Raw genomic sequence first — 24,228 nt, 5'->3', positions numbered from 1 at the left:
CCTCGCTCGGCGCGGCGGGGCTCGCACCGGTCGGGCTCGGCGTCGATCCGTGGCGGCCGCCGCGCCGCAGGCTCCGGGAGCCGCGCTACGAGGCGATGGAGACCGCTCTGGACCGTGCGGGGCCGGCCGGGCGGGCGATGATGTGCACCTCCGCATCGGTCCAGGTCTGCCTGGACGCGGGCGAGGAGGAGCCGGGGCCGCTCGGTTACGGACGGCGCTGGCAGCTCGCGCACCTGCTGGGGGCGGTGCTGGTGGCCGCGTTCGCGAACTCGCCGTTCCAGCAGGGCCGCCGGACAGGCTGGCGCTCCACCCGGCAGTCGCTGTGGGCCGACCTCGACCCGGGCCGGACCCTCGCGCCGGGCGCCGGGCGGGCCCCGCGCGAGGCCTGGGCCGCGCATGTGCTCGACACGACCGTGCTGTGCGTCCGGTGCGAGGAGGGCCCCTGGGCCGTGCCGGAAGGACTCACCTTCCGCGAGTGGATCCGTACGAGGTCGCCCCGGCCGCCGGTGCGGGCCGATCTCGACTACCACCTCACCACGCTGTTCCCGCCGGTCCGGCCGCGTGGCCATCTCGAACTGCGCATGATCGACGCGCAGAGCGGGCCCGACGGATGGCTGGTGCCGCTCGCCGTCGCCACGGCCCTGTTCGACGACCCGGAGGCCGCCGAGACCGTGTACCGCACCGTGAAGCCGCTGGCCGAGACGGCGGGCCCAGCGGCCGCACCACGCAATCCGCTCTGGACGACAGCCGCCCGTGAGGGGCTCGCCGACCCCGAGCTGCGGGCCGCGGCCACCGCCTGTTTCGGTGCGGCGCTCCCGGCGCTGGAGCGGATGGGAGCGAGCGAGGCGGTGCGCGCCACCGTGGCCGCCTTCACCGACCGCTATGTCGGCCGGGGCCGATGCCCCGCCGACGACCTGCCGGAGCCCGGCGATCTGACCGATCTGACGCATCTGACAGGTCCGGGTCCGCTGACCGGTCCAAGTCCGCTGACCGGTCCGAGCCTGACGACCGGTCCGAGCGTGACGACCGGTCCCGTCCCGTCGCCCGGTCCCGAGGTGCCGACCGGGTCTGTCGACCGGCCGGCCCGCGGGCCTGAGGGCTTTGTCCCCGGCCCTCCGACGATCCCGCCGATCCCGCCGCGTCCCGGAAAGGCGGCCTCCGCATGACCGAGCACCGTGAAGACACCCGCCACCGCGAGCACTCCGACGCCTTCGATCCGGACGGCTCCACCGCGTCGACCGGCTTCGCCGTACCGCCCGGCATCGATCCGGAGACCCTGCGGCGGCGTGCCCTCGACGCGCTGCTGACCGCGCGCGAGCGCACCGCACTGCTCACCGACTGCGTGGACGACGGTGAACTGACAGCCCAGCACTCCCCGTTGATGTCGCCGCTGGTGTGGGACCTGGCGCACATCGGCAACCAGGAGGAGCAGTGGCTGCTGCGCGCCGTCGGCGGCCGGGAGGCGCTGCGCCCGGAGATCGACGGGCTGTACAACGCCTTCGAGCATGCGCGCGCCTCGCGCCCCTCGCTGCCGCTGCTGGCCCCCGCCGAGGCCAGGACGTACGCCTCCGACGTACGGGGGCGGGCCCTGGAGCTGCTGGAGGGCGCACCGCTGCACGAGGGCGGGCGCCCGCTGGAACGGGCCGGGTTCGCCTTCGGCATGATCGCGCAGCACGAACAGCAGCACGACGAGACCATGTTGATCACACATCAGCTGCGTGCGGGTCCGGCGGCGCTCACCGCGCCCGCTCCGCCCGCACCCGCCGGCACCGAGGCACTTGCGGACGAAGTCCTGGTTCCCGGAGGCCCGTTCACCATGGGAACCTCGGCCGAACCGTGGGCCCTGGACAACGAACGGCCCGCGCACCGGCGGGACGTGGCGGCGTTCCACCTGGACACCTCGCCGGTCACCTGTGGTGCGTACGTCCGCTTCATCGAGGACGGCGGGTACCGCGAGAGGCGCTGGTGGGCGCCCGAGGGCTGGGCGATGGTCCGTGAACACGACCTGGCCGCACCGCTGTTCTGGCGGCGGGAGGAGGGGCAGTGGATGCGCCGCCGGTTCGGCGTGACCGAGCCGGTGCCGGAGGACGAGCCGGTCCTGCACGTCAGTTGGTACGAGGCGGACGCGTACGCCCGCTGGGCGGGGCGGCGGCTGCCGACGGAGAGCGAGTGGGAGAAGGCCGCCCGCCACGATCCCGCCTCCGGCCGCTCCCGGCGCTACCCCTGGGGCGACGAGGATCCGACGCCGGAGCGGGCCAATCTGGGGCAGCGCCACCTGCGTCCGGCGCGGTCCGGGGCGTATCCGGCGGGACGCTCGCCCTCCGGCGCGGGGCAGTTGATCGGTGATGTGTGGGAGTGGACCTCCAGCGACTTCCTGCGCTATCCGGGGTTCGTCGCGTTTCCCTACCGGGAGTACTCGCAAGTGTTCTTCGGGCCGGGGCACAAGGTGCTGCGCGGCGGCTCGTTCGCCGTGGGCGAGGTCGCCTGCCGTGGCACCTTCCGCAACTGGGACCTTCCGGTGCGGCGACAGATCTTCTCCGGATTCCGGACTGCGAGGGATGCCTGATGTGCCGTCATATCGCCTATGTGGGCGAGCCCGTGGCGCTCGGCGACATTCTTCTCCGGCCTCCGCACGCTCTGGTGCGGCAGTCCTGGGCTCCGCGCCGCCAGCGTTACGGCACGGTGAACGCGGACGGTTTCGGGGTCGGTTGGTACGCGGACGGGGACCCGGTGCCCGGACGCTACCGCCGGCAGGGGCCGATATGGGGCGACGAGACCTTCACCGATCTGGCCCGGGTGGTCCGCAGTACCGCGCTGCTCGCCGCAGTACGGGATGCCACCGAGGCGGGTGCGGACGGGGAGGCCGCGGCCGCGCCGTACACCGGCGGGCGGCGGCTGTTCAGCCACAACGGGATGGTACGGGGCTGGCCCGGTTCACTCGCCGACGCTGCCGCCGTCCTGCCGGCCGAGAGGCTCCTGTCCCTGGCCGCCCGTAACGACTCGGCGCTGATCTGGGCGCTGATCCGCCACCGGACCGACGCCGGGGACGATCTGCCGCGCGCCGTCGCGGAGACCGTCCGTGAGGTCGCGGCCGCCGCGCCCGGCTCCCGGCTGAATCTGCTCCTCACCGACGGGGAGACGATCACGGCGACCGCCTGGGGCGACACCCTCTGGTACCTCACGACGCCGGGCCGCCGCACCGCGGTCGCCTCGGAGCCGTACGACGACGACCCGCTCTGGCGCGAGGTCCCCGACCGCACGCTGCTGGTCGCGACCTCCACGGACGTCCTGCTCACCCCGCTCAAGGAGCCCACCGCGTGAGTCCCTTCCTGCTGACCCGCACCCTGCCGGTGGACGCGACGGACGCGGCGCTGCGCGCCGACGTCCTCAGCGGCCTGACCCGGCATCCCAAGACCCTGCCGCCGAAGTGGTTCTACGACGCCCGCGGCAGCGAGCTGTTCGAGGAGATCACCCGGCTGCCGGAGTACTACCCGACCCGCGCGGAGCGCGAGATCCTCCAGGCTCGTGCCGAGGAGATCGCCGCCGCGTCGGGCGCCCGGACCGTGATCGAGCTGGGCTCGGGGTCGTCCGAGAAGACCCGTCATCTGCTGGACGTGCTCCCCGAGTTGCACAGTTACGTCCCCGTGGACGTGAGCGAGAGCGCGCTGAGGGGGGCGGCGGAGGCGCTGCTCGCCGAGCGCCCCGGGCTGTCCGTCCACGCGCTGATCGCGGACTTCACCGGCGGCCTGGCCCTGCCGGGAACGCCGGGGCCCAGGCTGGTGGTGTTCCTGGGGGGCACGATCGGCAATCTGCTGCCGGAGGAGCGGGCGGCGTTCCTGCGCTCGGTGGGCTCGCTGCTCTCCCCCGGCGACGCGCTGCTCCTCGGCACGGACCTGGTGAAGGACGAGGAGACGCTGGTGGCCGCGTACGACGACGCGGCCGGGGTGACGGCGGCCTTCAACAAGAACGTCCTGAACGTCGTCAACCGTGAGCTGGGGGCCGACTTCCCGCTCGACGACTTCGACCACCTCGCGGTGTGGAATCCGCAGGACCGGTGGATCGAGATGCGGCTGCGGGCCCGCCGGGCGCTGAGCGTCAAGATCCGGGAGCTGGACCTCGTGGTGCCGTTCGAGGCCGGTGAGGAGCTGCGTACGGAGGTGTCGGCGAAGTTCCGGCGGGAGGACGTCCGCGAGGAGCTGGCCGCCGCCGGTATGCGGCTGACTCAGTGGTGGACGGACGAGGCGGGGCGGTTCGCCCTGTCGCTGGCCACCGTGGTCTGACGGGACCGGGACCGGAGGGGGTCCTCGGGTTCGAGGACGGCCGCTCGTGCTCTGCGGGCCAGGGCGCGGCGGCCGTCCTCGCCGTCCGCGGGGATCGGCGCGAGCACGTCGACCCGGGCGGTGAGCCCGGCCGCCCGCACCACCCGCCACAGGGAGGCGGCGAGTGGGTCGGTCCCGACGAACGCGACGGCGCCCGCGGCCGGTCCGCAGCGGTGCTCCGCGGTGCGGTAGGCGATGCGGACCGGCCGGACCGTCGCGGCGGCGTCGATCGCCGCCTGGAACGCGGCGGGCCGGAACGCACCGCCGCCCCGTCCGCACCAGGTGCTGCCCTCGGGGAAGACCACGACCCGGGAGCCGGAGCGCAGGGCCGCGGCGAGGGTCCGTACGGCGGCGGGCAGGGCGCGCAGCCGGTCGCGTTCGATGAACAGGGTGCCGCCGAGCGCGGCGAGGGGGCCGAGCAGGGGCCAGCGCCGGATCTCGCTCTTGGCGACCATCCGGCCGGGCAGTATCGAGGCGATCAGCGGGATGTCGAGCCAGGAGATGTGGTTGGCGACGACGAGTTCGCCGCCCGTGGCGGGTTCCGGCGCGTGCCGCCGGACGGTGACGCGTACGCCGAAGGCCCGGGGGACGGCGCGCGCCCAGCGCCGTGTCAGGCTGCGCCGCGGTGCGGCCCCGAGCAGCCGGACCAGCGGAACGCAGGCCACCCCCAGCAGGACCAGTGCGCAGCCGGCGAGCAGCAGCAGGGCGGCGGGCAGCGGAGCGCGTACGGCTCCGGTATGCCGGGCGCAGCCGTCCGGGGTGCACGGGGCGACGGGCAGCCAGACGCTCATCGCAACGGGGCCAGGGAAAGGAAGTGCCGCAGGTAGCGCGGGTCGGTGCGGCGCAGCGACAGCAGGACGTACAGGTCGGCGACGTTGAAGTCGGGGTCGTACGCCGGGGCTCCGCAGACCTGGGCGCCGAGCCGGAGGTAGCCGCGCAGCAGGGGCGGGAGGTCCGCCCGGGAGCCGGCTTCCGTGCCGTGCGCGGAGGAGTCCCAGAGGCGGTGCGGGGTGACCCAGTGCTTCTCCGGCGCGAGGTGCCCCGCGCGCACGGTGTTCCAGCTCCGGGCGGCCGTCGCGCCGCCGTCGGCCAGCGGCAGGGAGCAGCAGCCCGCGATCCAGGTGTGGCCGGTGCGCTCCATGTAGCGGGCGAGCCCGGCCCAGACGAGGGCGATGACCGCACCGTCGCGGTGTGCGGGGTGGACGCAGGAGCGGCCGACCTCGACGAGGTCGTCACGGATCGGGTCGAGCCGGGTGAGGTCGAACTCGCTCTCCGCGTAGAGGCGTCCGGCGATCCGGGCCCGGTCCGGCGGCAGCAGCCGGTAGGTGGCGACGACCTCCCCGGTGGCGGTCTCACGGACCAGCAGGTGATCGCAGTACGCGTCGAAGGCGTCACTGTCCAGGCCGGGTTCGGGCCCTTCCAGCCGGGCTCCGAGCTCCCCGGCGAACACCAGGTGGCGCAGGCGCTGGGCCGCGCGTACGTCTTCCTGGCAGGTGGCGAGGGAGACGCGGTAGGCCGGTTCCGGGGCGCCGGCGGGGTCAGGGGCCGCCGAGAGGGCGGGGCCGGGGGCCGGAGCGGAGGCGGGGAGCGGGGCGACGGGCAGCACGGTCATGGCGGTCTCCGGTGACGGAAGAGGTGAGGGGCGCTGCCGGGGCTGTCGCGGGTGCGACGGCCCGGCCCCTTACTTCTTCCGTCACCGGCTGGATTCGACGTGACCGTTGTGGGGAGCGGGGATGTGCGACGGCTGAATCCCCAGGGACGGCGTGCCCCCGGGGACGGCGTGTCCCCGCACGCGGACGGCGTTTCCCCGCGGCCGCCGTCCGGGAGGATCAGCCGCTGCCGGCGAGTATGGCGGTGATGCGCTCGGAGGCGGCCTTGGCCTCGCGGGCCGGGTCGCCGCCCTCGAGCACGGCCGTCATGTAGGGCTTGATCGGGTTCTCCGCCTCGACCCTGGCCCACTGGGACGAGTTGGGGGTGGCACGGCCGCGGGTGGCGCCTTCGGCCATCGCCGCGGTGCCCTCGTCGCCCTCGATGACGTGGGCGAGGCTCGGCTTGTTGGGGACGTAGCTCATGCTCCGGGCGAGCTCCGTCTGCCACTTCTCGCTCGCCAGCGCCTTCACGACGGCGATGCCGGCGGTGCGTTCGTCGGCCTTCTTCGGGACGATGAGGTCGGAGCCGCCGGTGAATACGGAGCCGGGGGCTTTCGAGGACTTGCCGGGAATGGGGAAGTAGCCGAGCTTGCCCTTGAGTTCGGGATTCTTCTGCTCGATGAGCGCGGCGCTGCCCGGAGTCGAGATGATCTGCGCGACGTCGCCCTTGGCGAAGACGTCGGTCTGCGGGGGCTTCTCCTCGTCGGCGTCCGTCGGCCCGTCGCCGAGCGCCTGGAGTTCCTGGTAGAACTCCATGCCCGCCAGGGCCTCAGGGGTGTCCAGGGCGCCCTGCCAGTCGCCGCCGTTCTCGTCGGCGAGTTCGCCACCCTCGTCCCAGATGAATCCGGCGAGCACGTACCAGTTCTGACCGGCCAGGTAGATTCCCTGGTTGCCCGCCTTGTTGAGCTTCTCGGTGGCGGCGATCCACTGGTCGCGCGTCTTCGGGACGGAGTCGATGCCCGCCTCCTCGAAGATCTCCTTGTTGTAGATCACCACCCGGTTGGCGGCGTACCAGGGGATGCCGTACTGCACGCCGTTGATGCTGCCGGGCTGGGCCAGGCCGGGCAGCCAGTCCTCGCTGCCCAGGTCGCGCATCGATTCGAGGGTCAGATCGCGCAGGCCGCCGCTCTCCGCGTACTGCGCGACCTGGGTGTTCCCGACCTCGATCACGTCCGGGGCGTCGTCGCCCTCCAGCGCGGAGAGAACCTTGGGGCCGATGCCGCTCCACTCCTGGATCTTGAAGTCCAGCTCGATCGAGGGGTTCTCCTCCTCGTACGAGCGGGTGAACTTGTCCAGGAAGCCGGGCGAGACGCTGTCCTTCATCAGCCAGACCGTCACCGTGCGGTCACCGCTGCCCGAGCCGGGTAGGAAGCCGCATCCGCCGAGCGCGACGGACGAGACAAGCGCGATGGCTCCGGCCAATATGCGGTTCTTCACGTGGTCACCTTCTGCGAAACGGCACAACGAAATCGGGACCCGATGTGGGGGGGATTGCGGGCGGCGCTCGCACGGGTGGTTGGCTGAATTTTGGTATGGACCAATGAGTAGGTCAAGGCGGACGCTCGTCCCGATTCACCCCCACCCTCCCCCTCGCGGGAGACCTCGAATTGGGGCAACGTGGTCACAGGAGAGGAGACAAACCATGGGGAATCACACCTATCGGGTCACCGAGATCGTAGGAACCTCCGAGGAGGGCATCGACGCGGCGATCCGGAACGGCGTCGCAAGAGCGGCGGAAACGTTGCACAATCTCGATTGGTTCGAGATTAATCAAGTTCGGGGCCATATCGAAGATGGCCGAATCGCGCACTATCAGGTCGGCCTGAAGGTGGGCTTTCGTCTTGACGAAAGTGCCTGATCAGGTACGTCCCTCGCGCTCCTGGGCATCCTTCAGCGCCGCCGACGGGTCGGCCCAGCGGGCCCGCACCACGGCGAATCCGGCCACCTGGGCCGCATCGCAGACCAGTTCGTCGTCGTCCACGAGTATGCGCACCTGACCCGTCCGCCCCAGCCGCCGGAGGATGTCCAGCTTCGTCCGGCGTGCAGGGCGCCGGTCGTCGTTGCGCCGCATGAACAGCGTGCCCTCGGGCAGCCCCTGCCGGCTCAGCCAGCGCACGGTGTCGCGACGGCAGCGCTCGGGCCGTCCGGTCAGATAGACGATGCGGCACTCCTCGGCGCTCGCGAGCACCATCCGTACCCCCTCCGCGAGCGGCGGGTCCTCCGCGGCCGCGGCGAAGAAGCCGGCCCAGTCGCGCTTCGCACCCTCCAGGAAGTGCTGCCGGTGGGCGGTGTCCGCGAGCGTGCCGTCCAGGTCGAATACGGCCAGCGGCCGTGCGTCGTCGTTCACTCCCCCAGCTTAGAGAGCCCGTCGGGACCCGGCGCCGGCCGTCGCGCGGCGTTCCGGGACGAGCGGTGGTGTCCACAGGAATCCTCGGGGGACGGGAATCCTGGGAGAACGGGGGTGTTGAACACAGCGTGAGCTCTGTGATCGCCTCGACCCGTTTCTCCGTCCTGGACCGTTCCCGCACCCGTGAGGGGCACGACGCCCCCCGGGCGCTGCGCGACACCGTGGACCTGGCCCGGGAGGCGGAGGCGCTCGGCTTCCACCGCTTCTGGGTCTCCGAGCACCACGGCGTGCCGGGCGTCGCGGGGTCCGCGCCGACGGTGCTGGCCGCCGCCGTCGCCGCCTCGACCTCGACCATCCGGGTCGGCACCGGCGGAGTGATGCTGCCCAACCACCGGCCACTGGTCGTCGCCGAGCAGTTCGGGGTGCTCGCCTCCCTCTTTCCCGGCCGGATCGACATGGGGCTCGGTCGCTCCGTGGGGTTCACCGACGGCGTCCGCCGGGCGCTCGGTCACGGCAAGGAGGACGCCGAGGACTTCCCCGGACGGCTCGCCGAACTGCTGAGCTGGATCGACGGCACCCAGCAGGCCCACCCCGGGGTGCACGCCCATCCGGCGGAGGGCCTGCGCATCCCCGCGTACGTCCTGGCGATCGGGGAGGGCGCGTCGGTCGCCGCGGCCGCCGGGCTCCCCCTCGTCATCGGCGATCTGCGCGGCCGGGCGAAGGTGCTGCGCGCCGTCGAGGTCTACCGCCGTGACTTCCGCCCCTCCGCCCGCGCCGAGCGGCCCGAGGTGATCGTCGCGGGCACGGTGGCCGTCGCCGGCACCGAGGAGGCGGCCCGCCGGCTGCTCGTACCGGAGGCGTGGGCCATGGCGTACTCCCGTACGCACGGGGACTTTCCGCCACTGGCGCCGGCCGAGCGCGTCGAGGCCCTCGCCATGACGGCCAAGGAGCGGGCGCTGTACGAGCGGGGGCTCGACGGCCATATCCACGGCACCGAGGACCAGGTGGCCGGTCAGCTGGAGCGGGCGATCGAGGAGACCGGGGCGGACGAGGTGCTCGTCACGACCAGCACGTACGACCGGGAGGGACTGGTGGACTCGCTGCGGCGGCTCGCCCGGATCGCCCGGCCCCGCGACCGGGCCGACGCACGGCCCCCCGGCGGAGCCTCGACGTCCGACAGCCGCCGGATCCCGGGGGCCGCCGTCGGCGCCGACGCCTAGAATCGGACTGTTTGTCCCGCCAGGCGTCAGAAACCACCCGTACGGAGCCGAGCCCCATGCACTCCCCCCACGATCCGTACGTCCGCGTGCGCGGCGCCCGCGAGCACAACCTCAAGAACGTCCGGGTCGACATCCCGCGCGACACCCTGACCGTGTTCACGGGCGTGTCGGGGTCCGGGAAGTCCTCGCTCGCCTTCGGGACCATCTACGCGGAGGCCCAGCGCCGCTACTTCGAGTCCGTGGCCCCCTACGCCCGGCGGCTGATCCATCAGGTGGGCGCGCCCGCCGTCGGGGAGATCACCGGGCTGCCGCCCGCCGTCTCGCTGGAGCAGCGGCGCTCCGCCCCGGGGGCCCGGTCGTCCGTCGGGACGGTGACGACGCTCTCCAACTCGCTGCGCATGCTCTTCTCCCGTGCGGGGGACTATCCGCCGGGGGCCGAGCGGCTCGACTCCGACTCCTTCTCCCCCAACACCGCCGTCGGGGCGTGCCCGGAGTGCCACGGGCTGGGGCGGATCCACCGGACGGACGAGGAGCTGCTCGTCCCGGATCCCTCGCTGTCGATCCGGGAAGGGGCGATCGCCGCGTGGCCGGGGGCATGGCAGGGCAAGAATCTGCGGGACGTACTGGACGCGCTGGGTCACGACGTCGACCGGCCGTGGCGCGAGCTGCCCGCGAAGGACCGGGAGTGGATCCTGTTCACGGACGAGCAGCCGGTGGTGACGGTGCATCCGGTGCGGGACGCGGGCCGCATCCAACGGCCGTACCAGGGCACGTACATGAGCGCGCGGCGCTATGTGCTGCACACCTTCGCCGATACCAGGAGCCGGGCCCTGCGGGCGAAGGCGGAGCGCTTCCTGACCAGTGCCCCGTGTCCGGTGTGCGGCGGGAGCCGGCTGCGGCCGGAGGCGATGGCGGTGACCTTCGCCGGGCGGACCATCGCGGAGCTGGCCGGGCTGCCGTTGTCCGCACTGGCCGGGGTGCTGTCCGGGGCGGGGGCGGGCGGCGAGGAGACGGCCCGGGTGCTGACGGGCGATCTGCTGGCGCGGATCGGGACGGTGACGGAGCTGGGGCTCGGCTATCTGAGCCTGGACCGGACCGCCCCGACGCTGTCCTCCGGCGAGCTGCAACGGCTGCGGCTGGCCACGCAGTTGCGGTCGGGACTCTTCGGCGTCGTCTACGTCCTGGACGAGCCGTCGGCCGGGCTGCACCCGGCGGACACCGAGGCGCTGCTCGGGGTGCTGGGCCGGTTGAAGGAGGCCGGGAACTCGGTCTTCGTGGTGGAGCACCAGATGGACGTGGTGCGGCGGGCGGACTGGCTGGTGGACGTGGGCCCGCTGGCCGGGGAGCACGGCGGGCGGGTGCTGCACAGCGGGCCGCCCGAAGGGCTCGCCCAGGTGCCGGAGTCGGCGACGCGGCGGTTCCTGTTCGAGGAGGAGCCCGCGCCCGTACGGGAGCCACGGGTGCCGACCGGGTGGATCCGGCTCACCGGCGTGGAGCGGCACAATGTGCGGGGCGTGGACGCGGCGTTCCCGCTCGGCGTGTTCACGGCAGTGACCGGGGTGTCCGGCTCGGGCAAGTCGACCCTGGTCGGACAGGTGCTCGCCGGGGTACTGGCGGACCGGCAGGCGGGCGAGGACCCCGGTCCGGGTGAGCGGTACTGCGCGGCGGCCACCGGCCTGGAGGCGGTGGAGCGGCTCGTCCAGGTCGACCAGAAGCCCATCGGCCGTACGCCCCGGTCCAATCTGGCCACGTACACCGGTCTCTTCGACGCCGTGCGGAAGCTGTTCGCGCGCACGGAGACGGCCCGGGAGCGCGGCTACGGCGCGGGGCGGTTCTCGTTCAACGTGAGCGGCGGGCGGTGCGAGACCTGCCAGGGCGAGGGCTTCGTCTCGGTGGAGCTGCTGTTCCTTCCGAGCACCTACGCGCCCTGCCCGGACTGCCACGGCGCGCGGTACAACCCGGAGACCCTGGACGTCACCCTGAACGGGCTGACGATCGCCCAGGTCCTGGATCTGACCGTGGAGTCGGCGGCGTCCTTCTTCGCCGGGACGCCGGCCGCCGAGCGCGCGCTGACCACCCTGCTGGACGTGGGGCTCGGGTATCTGCGGCTCGGTCAGCCCGCCACGGAGCTGTCCGGCGGCGAGGCGCAGCGCATCAAGCTGGCGTCGGAGCTCCAGCGCACCCGGCGCGGGCACACGCTGTATCTGCTGGACGAGCCGACGACGGGACTGCATCCGGCCGATGTGGAGGTGCTGATGCGGCAGTTGCACTCCCTGGTCGACGCCGGGAGCACGGTGGTGGTCGTGGAACACGACATGGCCGTGGTGGCGGGCGCGGACCATGTCATCGACCTGGGGCCCGAGGGCGGTGACCGGGGCGGCCGGATCGTCGCGTCCGGCACCCCGGCGGAGGTGGCGGGTGCGGCCGGGAGCCGTACGGCGCCGTATCTGGCGAAGGCGCTGCGGCGCTGATCCCGTACGGTCCCCTGTTCCGGGCCGAGTTGATCGCGTACGGCCCCGGGCTCGGGGCTCCGGGGCCGTACGCGATCGGCTTCCGGGTCAGCGGCGGACCTTGCGGGTCGCCCGCAGCCACTCCTTGTTCATCGCGGCGATCGAGGGCAGCGGGATGCCCTTGGGGCAGGCCGTGGCGCACTCACCGGTCAGGGTGCAGCCGCCGAAGCCCTCGTCGTCCATCTGGGCCACCATGTCCAGGACGCGGGTCTCGCGTTCGGGAGCGCCCTGCGGCAGGACGTTGAGGTGGTTGACCTTCGCCGAGGTGAACAGCATCGCCGAGCCGTTGGGGCAGGCGGCGACGCAGGCTCCGCAGCCGATGCACTCGGCGTGCTCGAAGGCGAAGTCGGCGTCCGGCTTGGGCACCGGGGTGGCGTGGGCGTCCGGGGCGGTGCCGGTGGCGGCGGAGATGTAGCCGCCGGACTGGATGATCCGGTCGAACGAGGAGCGGTCCACGACCAGGTCCTTGATGACCGGGAAGGCGGACGCCCGCCAGGGCTCGATGTCGATCGTGTCACCGTCGGCGAAGGACCGCATGTGGAGCTGGCAGGTGGTGGTGCGCTCCGGGCCGTGGGCGTCGCCGTTGATGACGAGGCTGCACGCGCCACAGATGCCCTCACGGCAGTCGTGGTCGAAGGCGACGGGCTCGTCCCCGGCGAGGGTGAGTTCCTCGTTGAGGGTGTCGAGCATCTCCAGGAACGACATGTCGGCGGAGATGCCGTCGACTTCGTAGGTGGCCATGGCGCCGGGCTCTTCGGCGTTCCGCTGACGCCAGACGCGCAGGGTGAGCTTCATGCGTAGCTCCGCTGGGTGGGGTGGACGTACTCGAAGACGAGGTCTTCCTTGTGCAGGACAGGGGCGCCGCCGGTGGCGGTGAACTCCCAGGCGGCGGCGTAGGAGAACTCCTCGTCGCGCCGCTCGGCCTCGCCGTCCGGGGTCTGGGACTCCGCGCGGAAGTGACCGCCGCAGGACTCGGCGCGGTGCAGGGCGTCGAGGCACATGAGCTCGGCGAGCTCCAGGTAGTCGACGATGCGGTTCGCCTTCTCCAGCGACTGGTTGAACTGTGCGCCGGTGCCGGGGACCTTGATGCGGCGCCAGAACTCCTCGCGGATCTCCGGGATCCGCGCGAGCGCCTTGCGCAGACCGTCCTCGGTGCGGGCCATCCCGCAGTACTCCCACATGAGTTCACCGATCTCGCGGTGGAAGGAGTCGGGGGTGCGGTCGCCGTCGACCGAGAGCAGCAGGTTGATCCGGTCCTCGGTCTCCGCCACGGCCTCCGCGACGGCGGGGTGCGCCTCGTCAACGGTGTCGGTGTGCGGATTGCGGGCGAGGTAGTCGTTGATCGTCGAGGGCAGGACGAAGTAGCCGTCGGCGAGGCCCTGCATCAGGGCGGAGGCCCCGAGCCGGTTGGCCCCGTGGTCCGAGAAGTTCGCCTCGCCGATGGCGAAAAGGCCGGGGATGGTGGTGGAGAGGTCGTAGTCGACCCAGAGGCCGCCCATCGTGTAGTGCACGGCGGGGTAGATCCGCATGGGGACCGTGTAGGGGTCCTCGTCGGTGATCCGCTGGTACATGTCGAAGAGGTTGCCGTACTTGGCCTCGACGGCCTTGCGGCCCATCCGGCCGATGGCCTCGGCGAAGTCCAGGTAGACGCCCTGTCCGCCGGGGCCGACGCCCCGCCCCTCGTCGCAGACGTTCTTGGCGGCGCGGGAGGCGATGTCGCGGGGCACCAGGTTCCCGAAGGCGGGGTAGATCCGCTCCAGGTAGTAGTCGCGCTCGTCCTCGGGGATCTGGTTGGCGGGGCGGTCGTCACCCTTGGCCTTGGGGACCCAGATGCGGCCGTCGTTGCGCAGCGACTCGCTCATCAGCGTGAGCTTGGACTGGTGGTCGCCGGTGCGCGGGATGCAGGTGGGGTGGATCTGGGTGAAGCAGGGGTTGGCGAAGTACGCGCCGCGCCGGTGCGCCCGCCAGACGGCGGTGGCGTTGGAGTTCATGGCGTTGGTCGACAGGTAGAAGACGTTGCCGTAGCCGCCGGTGGCCAGGACGACCGCGTCGGCGAAGTAGGTGTCGATCTTCCCGGTGACCAGGTCGCGGGCGACGATGCCGCGCGCCTTGCCGTCGACCACGATCAGGTCCAGCATCTCGGTGCGGGCGTGGAGTTCGACGCCGCCCGACGCGATCTGCCGGGACAGCGCCTGGTACGCGCCGAGGAGGAGCTGCTGTCCGGTCTGGCCGCGCGCGTAGAACGTACGGGAGACCTGGACGCCGCCGAAGGAGCGGTTGTCGAGCAGACCCCCGTACTCGCGGGCGAAGGGGACGCCCTGGGCGACGCACTGGTCGATGATCTCCACGGAGATCTGGGCGAGCCGGTGGACGTTGGACTCCCGGGCGCGGAAGTCGCCGCCCTTGACGGTGTCGTAGAACAGCCGGTGGATGGAGTCGCCGTCGTTGCGGTAGTTCTTCGCGGCGTTGATGCCGCCCTGGGCGGCCACCGAGTGGGCGCGCCGGGGCGAGTCCTGGAAACAGAACTGGACGACGTGGTAGCCCTGTTCGGCGAGGGTGGCGCCGGCGGCTCCGCCGGCCAGCCCGGTGCCGACGACGATGACGGTGTGTTTGCGCCGGTTGGCGGGGTTCACGAGTTTCGCTTGGAAGCGGCGGGTGTCCCAGCGTTCGGCGACGGGGCCCTCGGGGGCCTTGGTGTCGACGAGGGGCTCGCCCGTTCCGTACTGCGTGTAGTCGGGCATGTCAGCTCACCACTCCGGTCATGACGGCGACGGGTACGGAGATGAAGCCCACCGTCAGCACTGCCGCGAGGAGGTTGGCGAGGGTCTTCAGGATGCGTTCGCGGGTCGCGTTGCCGACGCCCAGGGTCTGCGCGGCGCTCCAGAAGCCGTGCTGGACGTGCAGGCCCATGGCGAGCACCGCGGTGATGTAGATGACGTTGCCGTACCAGGTCGAGAAGGTGTCGATGACGTTCTGGTACGGGTGCCCGGCCTCGAAGCTCGTGTGCACGTGGCCGGTCGTCAGGTCGAGGATGTGCCAGACGATGAAGAGCGCGAGGATGATCCCGCCCCAGCGCATGGTCCGGGTGGCGTAGCTCGCCCGGGGCCTCTTGTGGACGTACTTGGCCGGGCGGGCCCTGATGTCGCGCCGGCTCAGCTGGTACGCGGAGACTCCGTGCAGCACGACGGCCACGACCAGCCCCACCCGGACGAGCCACAGTGCCCACTCGTAGTGCAGTACCGGTTCACCCATGGTGCGCAGCCAGTGGGCGTACCCGTCGAACTCGCCGGGTCCGAAGAAGATCTTCAGGTTGCCCGCCATGTGGGCGACGAGATATCCGAGCATGACCAGACCGGTCACGGCCATGATCGTCTTCTTGCCGACGGTCGAGTCCCAGAGCGTACGCGTCATCGACGGCCGTCGGTCCGTCCGCGTTGCCAATGCCATGGACACGACGGTAGGGGTGAACAGCCTGATCAGTCCAAGACATGGTCTGGCTGATCTCCATAGGCGTTCACTATCGATCGACGGTATCGTCGGATGGTGCACTTCCAACAGCTCACCTACTTCGTGGCCGTCGCCGAGGCCCGGCACTTCACCCGGGCCGCCGAGGCGGTGCATGTGTCGCAGCCCTCGCTCTCCCAGCAGATCCGGGCGCTGGAGACGGAGTTGGGTGCGGACCTGTTCAGCCGGGCCCGGGGCAACATCGCCCTCACCGACGCGGGCGAGGCGCTGCTGCCGCTCGCCCGACGGATCCTCGCCGACGCGGAGACGGCGCGGCAGGAGGTCCAGGAGCTGGTCTCGCTGCGCAGCGGCCGGGTGCGGCTGGGGGCGACGCCGAGCCTGTGCACCGGGCTGCTGCCGGACATGCTGCGCGCCTTCCACGACCGGCATCCGGGGGTGCGGCTGCTGCTGGAGGAGGGCGGCTCGCACGACCTGGTGCGTCAGCTGGCGCGGGGGGCGCTCGACCTGGCCCTGGTGGTGCTGCCCCTGCCGGCCGGCTCCCCCGCGCTGACCACGGTGGAACTGCTGCACGAGGACCTGGTGGTGGTTTCCTCGGCGGCGGAGCCGCCCCCGGGGCGGGGCGGACGGATCCGGATCGCGGATCTGGAGGGGGCGCCTCTGGTGATGTTCCGGCACGGGTACAACCTGCGGGAGCTGACCCTGGCCGCGTGCCGCGCGGAGGGCTTCGAGCCCACGTTCACCGTCGAGGGCGGCGAGATGGACGCCGTGCTCGGCTTCGTACGGGCCGGGCTCGGCATCGCCGTGGTGCCGAGCATGGCGGCCGCCCGGGCGGGCCACGACCTGCGGAGGACCCCGCTGGCCGGCGCCGGGCTGCGGCGCACGATCGCGCTGGCGCACCGCAGCGACGTGGCCCCGCCCCGGGCCGCGCGCGAACTCCAGCGGATGCTGCTGGAGCACCGGCCGGTCTCCGGCTGACCGGCCGGGGCGCGAAGGCCCCTCCGCGCCCCGGCCGGGTTCAGATCGCGTCCGCCAGCAGCAGGGAGTGGATGCGGTCCGGGGCCCCGGGGCGGGCGTAGTACCAGCCCTGGGCGGTGTCGCAGCCCAGCAGCCGCAGCTGCTCGGCCTGGGCGCCCGTCTCCACGCCCTCCACCGTGACGGCCAGCTCCAGGCTGTGGGCCAGCGACACGATGCCCTCGACGATCTTCAGATCGACCGGGTCCGCCGGGTGCTGCTGCATGCCTCGGGTGAACGTACGGTCCAGTTTGAGCACGCTCACCGGCAGCCTGCGCAGGTTCGCCAGGTTCGAGTAGCCCGTGCCGAAGTCGTCGAGCGCGATGTCGACGCCCATCTCCGCGAGCTGCCGCAGCGGCTTGAGGAGATCGTCGTCGGCGCCGATCAGGGCGGACTCGGTCACCTCCAGGCAGAGCGCGCCCGGTTCGAGACCGGAACGTTCCAGCACGTCGACCGTCTCGGCGACGAGGTGGGGGTGGTGCAGCTGGGTCGGCGAGAGGTTGACGTTGATCCGCAGCGGGCCTCCGTCGCTGTGCCGCTCCTGCCAGAAGTTCGCCTGCCGTACGGACTCCTCCAGCACCCAGCGCCCGAGCGGCACGATGAGCCCGGTGTGCTCGGCGAGCGGGATGAACCGGTCGGGGCCGAGCACCCCGTGCTGCGGATGGCACCACCGTACGAGCGCCTCGGCGCCGTGCACCGTGCCGTCGCCCAGGTGCACGAGCGGCTGGTACTCGATGAAGAACTCCCCGCGGTCCAGGGCGGCCGGGAGCGCGGTGGTCAGCCCGTGCCGGGTGATGGCGCGCGCGTCGGCCTCGGCGTCGGCGAGCTGATAGCGGTTGCCGCCCGCCGCCTTGGCCCGGTACATCGTGATGTCGGCGCTGCGCAGCACCTCGGCCGCGCTGCGCTCCCCGGAAGGCCCCTCGACGACGCCGATCGAGCCGCGGACGGTCAGCTCGCGGCCGTCGAGGCGGATGGGGGAGGCGAGCGCGTTCAGGATGCGGCCGGCCAGTTCGTCCACCTCGTCGGCGGTGTCCGGGCCGGTGGTCAGCGCCACGAACTCGTCGCCGCCGAGCCGGGCGACCATCTCGCCGGGAGCGGTGGCGCAGCTCTGGAGCCGGTCGGCGACCTCGACCAGGAGGCGGTCACCGGCGGCGTGGCCGAGGCTGTCGTTGATGGCCTTGAAACCGTCGAGGTCCAGGTAGCAGAGGCCGAAGCGGATCCCCTCCTGGGCGGCGAGGGCCTTCTCCAGGCGCTCGAAGAACAGCGTCCTGTTGGGCAGTCCGGTGAGCGCGTCGTGGGTGGCCTCGTAGCGCAGGCGCAGATTGAGGAGCCGCCGCTCGGTGGTGTCCTCCATCAGCGCGAGCTGGTATTCGGGACGGCCTTCGGAGTCCCGCAGCAGCGACACGGTGAGGTTGGTCCACAGGACGGTGCCGTCGTTGCGGTAGTACGCCTTCTCGACCCGGTAGTGGTCGCGTTCGCCGCGCACCAGCTCGTCGTAGAACTTCCACACCTGCGGCGAGTCCTCGGGGTGGACCCACTCGTTCACCTTGTGGCTGCGGACGTGGTTCTCCAGCCCGCCGAACATCTTGGTGAGGGTGTCGTTGACCTCCAGGACGTTGCCGTCCAGGTCGGCGACGCCGATGCCGATGGCGGCGTCCTTGAAGACCGCGCGGAACCGGGCCTCCGTCGCGTGCAGGGCCTGTTCGGCGTTTGTCCGGGCGGTCAGCGCCGAGCGGGCGATGGCTTCCTGCTCGGCGAGCGTGCGCTCGCGCAGGGCCCCGGTGAAGCCGGCGGCGAGGGTGTGCTGAATCCGTGCGCAGCGGGCCCGGCCGTCCTCGGTGGACAGCACGCCGGGTCCGTTGCCGCCGCAGTACAGGACGAGGTAGGAGTCGACGACGCCGAGCGTGGAGCTGAGGGCGTCCGGGTCGGTGCAGTGAGCGTGGATCAGGGCCTCGCCGATGCGCTGGGCGGGCGAGGCGTCGAAGGGATGGGCGTGCAGGATGCTGTTCAGCTCGCGTGCCAGGGGCAGCAGATGCTGTTCGAACTCCGGCCGGGTGAGAGAGGTGGCCGTCAGGGGGAAGATGGCCCGGCTCCAGATTCTGGCGAATCTCCGCAGCCGGCCTTCCGGACCGTCGGGCTCCGCGTCCGGTTCCCCGGACGCCTGGGCGGGAATGCTCACGCCTTGCGCCCAACCCCTGCGAAGCCCGAGAAGGCGTACGGGTCTTCCTGCTCCGGCGACTGCGGGGTGTCGGGCCGCCATTCGGGCATCGACACGAGCCCCGGCTCGACCATCTCGTAGCCCTCGAAGAACTGGCCGATCTCCTCGCGCGAGCGCATGATCAGCGGGTTGCGGATGTTCTGGTAGACGCCGACCGTGCCGGCCGCCTCCTCCTTGGGCAGCGGGATGCCCTCGTACGAGGCGTGGGTCAGGACGATCAGGCTGCCGGGGGCCAGCGACTCGCGCAGTTCGGCGACCGCGGCGCGCGGGTCGTCCGCGTCCTCGACGAAGTGGAGCACCGCGACCAGCAGCAGGGCCACCGGTCGGTCCAGGTCGAGCAGTCCGGTGACATCCGGGTTCGTCAGGATCTCCTTGGGACGTCGCAGGTCGGCGGTGGCGACGACCGCTCGGTCGTTGCCCTCCAGGACGGCCTGGCTGTGGGCGACGGCGACCGGGTCGTGGTCGACGTAGGCCACCTTGGCCCCGGGGTCGGCGGCCTGGGCGACCTCGTGGACGTTGCCGAAGGTCGGTATCCCGGAACCGATGTCCAGGAACTGGTCGACGCCGATGTCGACGGCATGGCGGACGGCCCGGCGCATAAAGGCGCGATTGGCCTGCATGATCTTGGGAAGGCCCGGAAGGAACTCCATGGCCTTGCGCGCGGCTTCCCGGTCCACCTCGAAATTGTGCGATCCGCCCAGATAGAAGTCGTACATGCGAGACACGCTTGGCACCGAAATGTCAATGCCCTGCGGTGCCCAGGCGGGACGCTCCATCGATGTCTCCAACAAGTCGCCACGGCGATCCGGCCATGTTCATGGTCAGTGTTGACCAGAGGCTACTGATCGGCCGCCAAGAGAGCGAGTGGAAACGGAAATTAGCGATCCGTTATTGGTCACACTCCGGTGGCATCTGCGGCCGGTCCGTCGCTCCGCGTATGCGTACAGCGACGGACCGGCACTCCGGACGCCGTTTCCCGGCGGTTCGGGGCCACTTGGGGTTCCTGGGCCGTATTCGACCGGGACCCATTACCGGGAAGCGCCGACGAGTTCGGAATCGGGGGAACGGCATACCAGGTGCCGCCGATCCCTTGTCCGTTGTTGTCGCCGGGCTTGGCGTCGCCCGCGAAGGTGTGGTTGGGCCGGCAGTCGATGGTCCGCTGCTCGACCCCGGCCGGGCGGTCGTAGGTGACGCATCCCTTCTTCGTCACTCCATCCACCGCGTTTTTGGCCATGGGGGCAACTACCGGCCAGTTCTTGAGCCAGTCGCCCGTGCACGCGGTCTTCATCGGCCAGACCGCGTCCTTGGCGAAGCGGTAAACCGTCATACCGCGGCTGTCCACCACGATGTCACCGAGTTCCGGATTTTTGCGGACCGAAAGCCCAGCGGCATCGGCCCCTTCGCCCGCGCCCGCGCTCTCGGCGTTCTTCGCCGCCTTCCTCCCGTGGGGGGCGCGGCGAACCAGGTGCCACCCACCCGCTGCCCGTTGACCTGGTCGGGGAGGGTGTCCTTCGCGTACCGGTACTTCGGCGGGTTCGCGGTGCCCTGGACGGTGAGTTGACCGGGTTCCTTCGGTTGTCGGCGGGTTCGCGTTCGAAGGAAGGCCGAGGAGAAGGGGGAGGGCCGGGGAACGGGGCGCAAACACGAATGGCCCATTATCCGCACGATCAGGCGAATCACCCGCGAGTGCCGCGTGTTCCCCGCCGGCATGGATCAGGCTCCCGGTCGTGTACGGATCACGCATCGCGCGGCTCACGGCAGCCGCCGCACTTCTCTGGCTGACAGCCGTACCGCTGCCCGCGACCGCCGACAGCTGCGCGGTGGCCTCGATCGGGCAGGGCGACGGCGGTTCCTCGGTCTCCGTGGCGGGGGACGGGGGCTGCGTCGCGGTCTCCGAGCCGAAGCCACCACCACCGCCACCGCCGAAACCGCCACCGCCTCCCCCTCCACCGCCGCCTCCTCCCCCTCCACCGCCACCGCCACCGCCACCGGTGGTCGCGGAACCGCCTCCGCCTCCGCCCCCACCTCCTCCTCCGCCGCCACCCCCACCACCGGCGCCCGCGCCCCCGCCCGCGCCCGCGCCCCCGCCGAAGCCCTCGCCCTCACCGGATCCCCCGGTGCGGACCGAGCCACCGCCACCCCGGCCCGTCGCGCTGCCGGCGTACCGCAAACCCACCCGCCAACAGCCGCGGAGCGGGCCGTCGCTGGTGTCCCTGACTCTGCTCATCACCGCACCGGCGGTGTTCGCCGTGGCCGTGCTGCGCCCGCGATCGTCCCGCTGACCAGGAGAGATGCATGTCCGAATGGCTCGTACTGAGCATTGCCATGGCGTCCGCCTGCGCGGTCGTCCTCACCATCGCCGTCCTGAACAACCGGCGGATCGGGGATGACGACGACCCGTCCGAGACGCCCGACGTCATCGAGTACATGACGATGATGATCGGCGTGGTCTACGCGATCGTCCTGGGGCTCGCCATCGCCGGTGTGTGGGAGGGGCGCAGCGCCGCCCAGGAGTCCGTACGCATCGAGGCCCAGGCGCTGCACGAGGTGCAGGCGCGGGCCTCCGTCTATCCGGTGGAGGTCCGCGATCGCATCCGGGCGGACGTCGACGCCTATGTCAGCCATGTGGTGCACGACGAGTGGAAGGTGATGGCCGACCGGAACACGCTCACCGAGCGCGGCACCGAGTTGCTGGACAAGGTGCGGGCGGACGTCACCGACTACGTGCCCAGAACGGATCACGAGGGGCAGGCCTACCAGCCGCTGGTCGACCAGGTGGCGGCGGCGGACGACGCCCGCAGCTCACGCGGGCAGAACGCCGGGGCGACGATGCCGGGGGTGGTCTGGTTCGGGCTGATCATCGGGGCGCTGGTGACCGTGGGGCTCATCTTCACCCTCCAGATCCGCAGAACGTTCCGCGAACTGCTCCTGGCGGGCCTGTTCAGCGCGTTGATCGCCTTCCTGCTCTTTCTGATCTGGGACTTCGACGCGCCCTTCGGCCGGGGCATCTCGGCCACCGCGGACCCGTTCCTCGACATGTTCCCGGGAGCCGCCCGCTGAGAGTCGCGCTCCGGCCGGTGAACCGATCGGTGAGCCGGCCGGGGGACACCGCTGACCCATTCGCCGGACCCCGATCGCGGGCCGGGGGGACCGCTCCTAGCGTGTCGGGCATCGAGGTGCATTTTTCCTGCTATGTGGAAATTGGTTCCGCAGCTGCCCCTCGGGGAACCCGGAGGATCCACCATGCGCGCGATACGTGTCGCACCGCTCGCCCTGCTGGGCGCCAGTGCCCTGACGCTGCTGGCCCCGTCCGCCGCCCACGCCGCGCCGGACGGGGCGACCAGCACGTTCAATCCGACGATCACCCCATCGGTCATCGCACCGGGCGGCCGGGTCACCCTCGGCGCCGGCGGCTGCACGGGCGAGACGACCGTCACCTCGGGCATCTTCGACACCACCACCATCCCGAGCGGTTCCACGACGGCCACCGCCACCATCGACACGGACGCCCGCCGAGGGGCCGTGTACGCGGTGACGTTCGCCTGCGGCTCCACCGGCACCTCCCGGAACGTCAACCTGACGATCACCGGCGGCGCCACGAGCACCCCCACGCCGAGGCCCACCACCGTTCCGACCGCCAGTTCGACGGCCCTCGTGCCGGGCGGCGTGCGCGGCGGCCTCGGCGGAAGCTCCGGCACCACCGACACGGTGGAGGTCGCCGCCGGAGCGGCCCTGGTCGCCGTGGCGGCCTCGGGCGCCCTCTACTTCGCGCGCCGCCGCACCGCCGACCGCCGCCACTGATCGCGAACATGCGGCGCACGGCAGTCGCCCCGGGTCCTGGTCCAGGACTCGGGGCGACGGGCGTATCGGGCCGGGCGGGAGGTTCGACGCCTTAGAACGCCGCATGGCTCGGCCGCCGGCGCCGGACGAGGAAGACCGCGCCGCCGACGGCCGCCGCGGCCACCAGACCGCCGCCGACCTGCATCTCCACGGAGCTCGGACCCATCGAGCCGCCGAGCCCGCCCTGCGCGCCGTTGCCGGCGAGCACAGTGAACTTGTGCGTCGCGATCCGGTCGTTGTCACTGCACTTCACGGAGAGGTGGTACTGACCCGGCGTGGTGTTGTTCCGAACGCGGGCATGGGCGTAGTTGGTGCCGTCACCCGACGAGAGGGTGGTCGTCGGGAACGCGTTCGACCAGACCTTGCCGCCGTGACCGCAGCCCTGCGCGGTGATCTTGAGCGTGCCGCCCTGGTGGACGGAGTGCGGATTGACGGCGACGTTGACCGGGCCGTTGGTGGCGGCGGCCATGGGGGCCGCCAGCCCGACGGCCGCGAAGGCGGTCGCGGTGACCGCGAGAGCGCGTGAGACACGCATCGTGTGAACCTCCAGCGGGAAACGCCCCGGGGGCTTGTCCCCCGGGCTGGATCGACGAGAACGCCTCCCATGACGAACACTCACCAGCGGACCGGCGGCTCGCACTTCGGCGTTGCTCCACCACGGTGACGCGACACGCCGTACGAAAACCCCCGAACCTGACGGAGCCGCAGGTCACGGGCCGTCAGAACTTTTATCTGCTCATTACTCCGATGGGCAGCCATCCGGAGGGGCGCCGACCTCGCCGCCACCCGTTCGCCTCTCCCTGATCGCCGCCCGGACACGGCGCCCTTAACGTTCACAGCGTCGCGACGAAGGGAGAACCATGGGCCGGGACTACGCTGGCGCCGAGCGGACCAGACGTGTGCCATGGGGTGCGGTCGCCCTGGTGCTGCTCAGCGGCCTCGCCCTCATGCGCAACGGCACGGAGTTCGGGGAGGCCGGCCCCCCGCAGCCCGCGGCGGCCGCCTCCCTGGACCTGGGCAAGGACACCGCGGGGCCGCCGGTGGAGGGCGAGCCGGTGCAGCCGCTGCCGTACGCCCCGGCCTCCCGGGTGAAGATCTCGTCCATCAACGTCGACGCCCCGGTCATCGACGTCAATCTGGACGCCAACGGGTGGATCGACGCCCCGCCCGCCGAGGACCCCAACCTCGCCGGCTGGTACCAGAACGGCATCGCCCCCGGCCAGCGCGGCACCGCCGTGGTCGTCGGTCACGTCGACAACATGTCCGGGCCCGCGGTCTTCTACGGCCTCGGCTCGCTCCAGAAAGGGCACCGGGTCGAGGTCGCCCGCTACGACGGCCGGGTCGGGATCTTCGAGGTCTACGGGGTGGAGGTCTTCTCCAAGAACGACTTCCCGGGCCCCCGGGTCTACGGCGACACCGGCCACGCGGAGCTGCGGGTCATCACCTGCGGCGGGGGATACTCCAAGGCGGGCGGCTACGACGGCAACGTGGTGGTCTTCGCCAGGCTCGTCGACACCCGCTGACAGCGGCGCACCGCGCACACCTCTGCCCCCGGCGGCCTCGGCAACCGAAGCCGGGGGCACAGGCGCGCACGGTGCCGCGTTCCGCTGCTCAGAGGCGGCGCGGCACCTGTCTCTTATACACATCTT

The 24,228-nt window shown here is 71.8% G+C and carries 20 protein-coding genes and 2 pseudogenes; 11 read left to right on the top strand and 11 right to left on the bottom strand.

Features of this window, described 5'->3' with window-relative positions; all coding sequences use genetic code 11:
- From CR470_RS20155 to egtD, 4 genes and pseudogenes are all read left to right on the top strand, one after another.
- Positions 1 to 956, top strand: a pseudogene (locus tag CR470_RS20155) (glutamate-cysteine ligase family protein); the annotation flags it as partial.
- Between the two features lie 206 nt (positions 957 to 1,162).
- Positions 1,163 to 2,566 (top strand): ergothioneine biosynthesis protein EgtB, encoded by a 1,404-nt coding sequence (gene egtB / locus CR470_RS20150; RefSeq protein ID WP_097868967.1) that lies wholly within the window; start codon positions 1,163 to 1,165, stop codon positions 2,564 to 2,566.
- On the top strand, positions 2,566 to 3,321 hold the full coding sequence (gene egtC / locus CR470_RS20145) for an ergothioneine biosynthesis protein EgtC (RefSeq protein ID WP_097868966.1): 756 nt from the start codon (positions 2,566 to 2,568) through the stop codon (positions 3,319 to 3,321). The genes egtB and egtC overlap by 1 nt, the downstream gene beginning before the upstream one ends.
- Positions 3,318 to 4,280 carry an L-histidine N(alpha)-methyltransferase gene (gene egtD / locus CR470_RS20140; protein WP_097868965.1) on the top strand — a complete coding sequence of 321 codons (963 nt, stop codon included), beginning with the start codon at positions 3,318 to 3,320 and terminating at the stop codon, positions 4,278 to 4,280. The genes egtC and egtD overlap by 4 nt, the downstream gene beginning before the upstream one ends.
- Here egtD and CR470_RS20135 read toward each other — a convergent pair.
- The 3 genes from CR470_RS20135 to CR470_RS20125 form a co-directional block, all read right to left on the bottom strand.
- Positions 4,223 to 5,110 carry a lysophospholipid acyltransferase family protein gene (locus tag CR470_RS20135; RefSeq protein ID WP_097868964.1) on the bottom strand — a complete coding sequence of 296 codons (888 nt, stop codon included), beginning with the start codon at positions 5,108 to 5,110 and terminating at the stop codon, positions 4,223 to 4,225. The genes egtD and CR470_RS20135 overlap by 58 nt on opposite strands.
- Positions 5,107 to 5,931 (bottom strand): GNAT family N-acetyltransferase, encoded by an 825-nt coding sequence (locus CR470_RS20130; protein ID WP_097868963.1) that lies wholly within the window; start codon positions 5,929 to 5,931, stop codon positions 5,107 to 5,109. Before CR470_RS20130 ends, CR470_RS20135 begins: the two co-directional genes overlap by 4 nt.
- 217 nt (positions 5,932 to 6,148) lie before the next feature.
- A complete protein-coding gene (locus CR470_RS20125; RefSeq protein ID WP_097868962.1) occupies positions 6,149 to 7,405 on the bottom strand; it encodes an extracellular solute-binding protein in 1,257 nt (418 codons plus the stop codon).
- Between the two features lie 205 nt (positions 7,406 to 7,610).
- On the opposite strand from CR470_RS20125, the gene CR470_RS20120 reads away from it, so the two are divergent.
- A complete protein-coding gene (locus CR470_RS20120) occupies positions 7,611 to 7,826 on the top strand; it encodes a dodecin (RefSeq protein WP_007451468.1) in 216 nt (71 codons plus the stop codon).
- Here the strand turns inward: CR470_RS20120 and CR470_RS20115 are convergent, their stop codons facing one another.
- Positions 7,827 to 8,315 carry a phosphatase domain-containing protein gene (locus CR470_RS20115; protein ID WP_097868961.1) on the bottom strand — a complete coding sequence of 163 codons (489 nt, stop codon included), beginning with the start codon at positions 8,313 to 8,315 and terminating at the stop codon, positions 7,827 to 7,829.
- A gap of 128 nt (positions 8,316 to 8,443) precedes the next feature.
- Between CR470_RS20115 and CR470_RS20110 the strand changes: the two genes are divergently transcribed.
- Both CR470_RS20110 and uvrA read left to right on the top strand, forming a co-directional pair.
- Positions 8,444 to 9,535, top strand: coding sequence for an MsnO8 family LLM class oxidoreductase (locus tag CR470_RS20110; RefSeq protein WP_107489484.1), 1,092 nt, complete (start codon positions 8,444 to 8,446; stop codon positions 9,533 to 9,535).
- A gap of 56 nt (positions 9,536 to 9,591) precedes the next feature.
- Positions 9,592 to 12,006, top strand: coding sequence for an excinuclease ABC subunit UvrA (gene uvrA / locus CR470_RS20105; protein ID WP_097868960.1), 2,415 nt, complete (start codon positions 9,592 to 9,594; stop codon positions 12,004 to 12,006).
- A gap of 87 nt (positions 12,007 to 12,093) precedes the next feature.
- On the opposite strand, the gene CR470_RS20100 is transcribed toward uvrA, so the two are convergent.
- The 3 genes from CR470_RS20100 to CR470_RS20090 are packed head-to-tail and all read right to left on the bottom strand — an operon-like array spanning position 12,094 to position 15,456.
- Positions 12,094 to 12,840 (bottom strand): succinate dehydrogenase/fumarate reductase iron-sulfur subunit, encoded by a 747-nt coding sequence (locus CR470_RS20100; protein WP_007451460.1) that lies wholly within the window; start codon positions 12,838 to 12,840, stop codon positions 12,094 to 12,096.
- Entirely contained in the window at positions 12,837 to 14,786 is a 1,950-nt protein-coding gene (locus CR470_RS20095) for a fumarate reductase/succinate dehydrogenase flavoprotein subunit (RefSeq protein WP_097868959.1), read from the bottom strand. The genes CR470_RS20100 and CR470_RS20095 overlap by 4 nt, the downstream gene beginning before the upstream one ends.
- 1 nt (position 14,787) lies before the next feature.
- Positions 14,788 to 15,456, bottom strand: a complete 669-nt coding sequence (locus tag CR470_RS20090; RefSeq protein WP_097868958.1) for a succinate dehydrogenase — start codon at positions 15,454 to 15,456, stop codon at positions 14,788 to 14,790.
- A 132-nt stretch (positions 15,457 to 15,588) separates the two neighbouring features.
- Between CR470_RS20090 and CR470_RS20085 the strand changes: the two genes are divergently transcribed.
- Complete coding sequence (locus CR470_RS20085; protein WP_097868969.1) at positions 15,589 to 16,485, top strand: LysR family transcriptional regulator; 897 nt, start codon at positions 15,589 to 15,591, stop codon at positions 16,483 to 16,485.
- Positions 16,486 to 16,525: 40 nt separating this feature from the next.
- On the opposite strand, the gene CR470_RS20080 is transcribed toward CR470_RS20085, so the two are convergent.
- From CR470_RS20080 to CR470_RS20070, 3 genes and pseudogenes are all read right to left on the bottom strand, one after another.
- Positions 16,526 to 18,700 (bottom strand): putative bifunctional diguanylate cyclase/phosphodiesterase, encoded by a 2,175-nt coding sequence (locus CR470_RS20080; RefSeq protein ID WP_097868957.1) that lies wholly within the window; start codon positions 18,698 to 18,700, stop codon positions 16,526 to 16,528.
- Positions 18,697 to 19,515: an SAM-dependent methyltransferase gene (locus CR470_RS20075; protein WP_097868956.1), complete on the bottom strand. Its 819-nt coding sequence runs from the start codon at positions 19,513 to 19,515 to the stop codon at positions 18,697 to 18,699. The genes CR470_RS20080 and CR470_RS20075 overlap by 4 nt, the downstream gene beginning before the upstream one ends.
- A gap of 252 nt (positions 19,516 to 19,767) precedes the next feature.
- Positions 19,768 to 20,299 (bottom strand): annotated as a pseudogene (locus CR470_RS20070) (SCO0930 family lipoprotein); the annotation flags it as partial.
- A 735-nt stretch (positions 20,300 to 21,034) separates the two neighbouring features.
- Here CR470_RS20070 and CR470_RS20060 point away from each other — a divergent pair.
- Positions 21,035 to 21,799, top strand: a complete 765-nt coding sequence (locus tag CR470_RS20060) for a bestrophin-like domain (protein WP_097868954.1) — start codon at positions 21,035 to 21,037, stop codon at positions 21,797 to 21,799.
- A 183-nt stretch (positions 21,800 to 21,982) separates the two neighbouring features.
- Positions 21,983 to 22,540, top strand: a complete 558-nt coding sequence (locus CR470_RS20055; protein ID WP_097868953.1) for a hypothetical protein — start codon at positions 21,983 to 21,985, stop codon at positions 22,538 to 22,540.
- 91 nt (positions 22,541 to 22,631) lie between these two features.
- Here CR470_RS20055 and CR470_RS20050 read toward each other — a convergent pair whose 3' ends face one another.
- A complete protein-coding gene (locus tag CR470_RS20050; protein WP_097868952.1) occupies positions 22,632 to 23,114 on the bottom strand; it encodes a hypothetical protein in 483 nt (160 codons plus the stop codon).
- 325 nt (positions 23,115 to 23,439) lie between these two features.
- Between CR470_RS20050 and CR470_RS20045 the strand changes: the two genes are divergently transcribed.
- On the top strand, positions 23,440 to 24,102 hold the full coding sequence (locus CR470_RS20045; RefSeq protein ID WP_097868951.1) for a class F sortase: 663 nt from the start codon (positions 23,440 to 23,442) through the stop codon (positions 24,100 to 24,102).
- Positions 24,103 to 24,228 lie beyond the last annotated feature (126 nt).

Origin of the sequence: Streptomyces sp. rh34, from assembly GCF_002551245.1 — a bacterium.
Lineage (GTDB): Bacteria > Actinomycetota > Actinomycetes > Streptomycetales > Streptomycetaceae > Streptomyces.
This window is presented reverse-complemented; position numbering and strand designations above follow the sequence as displayed.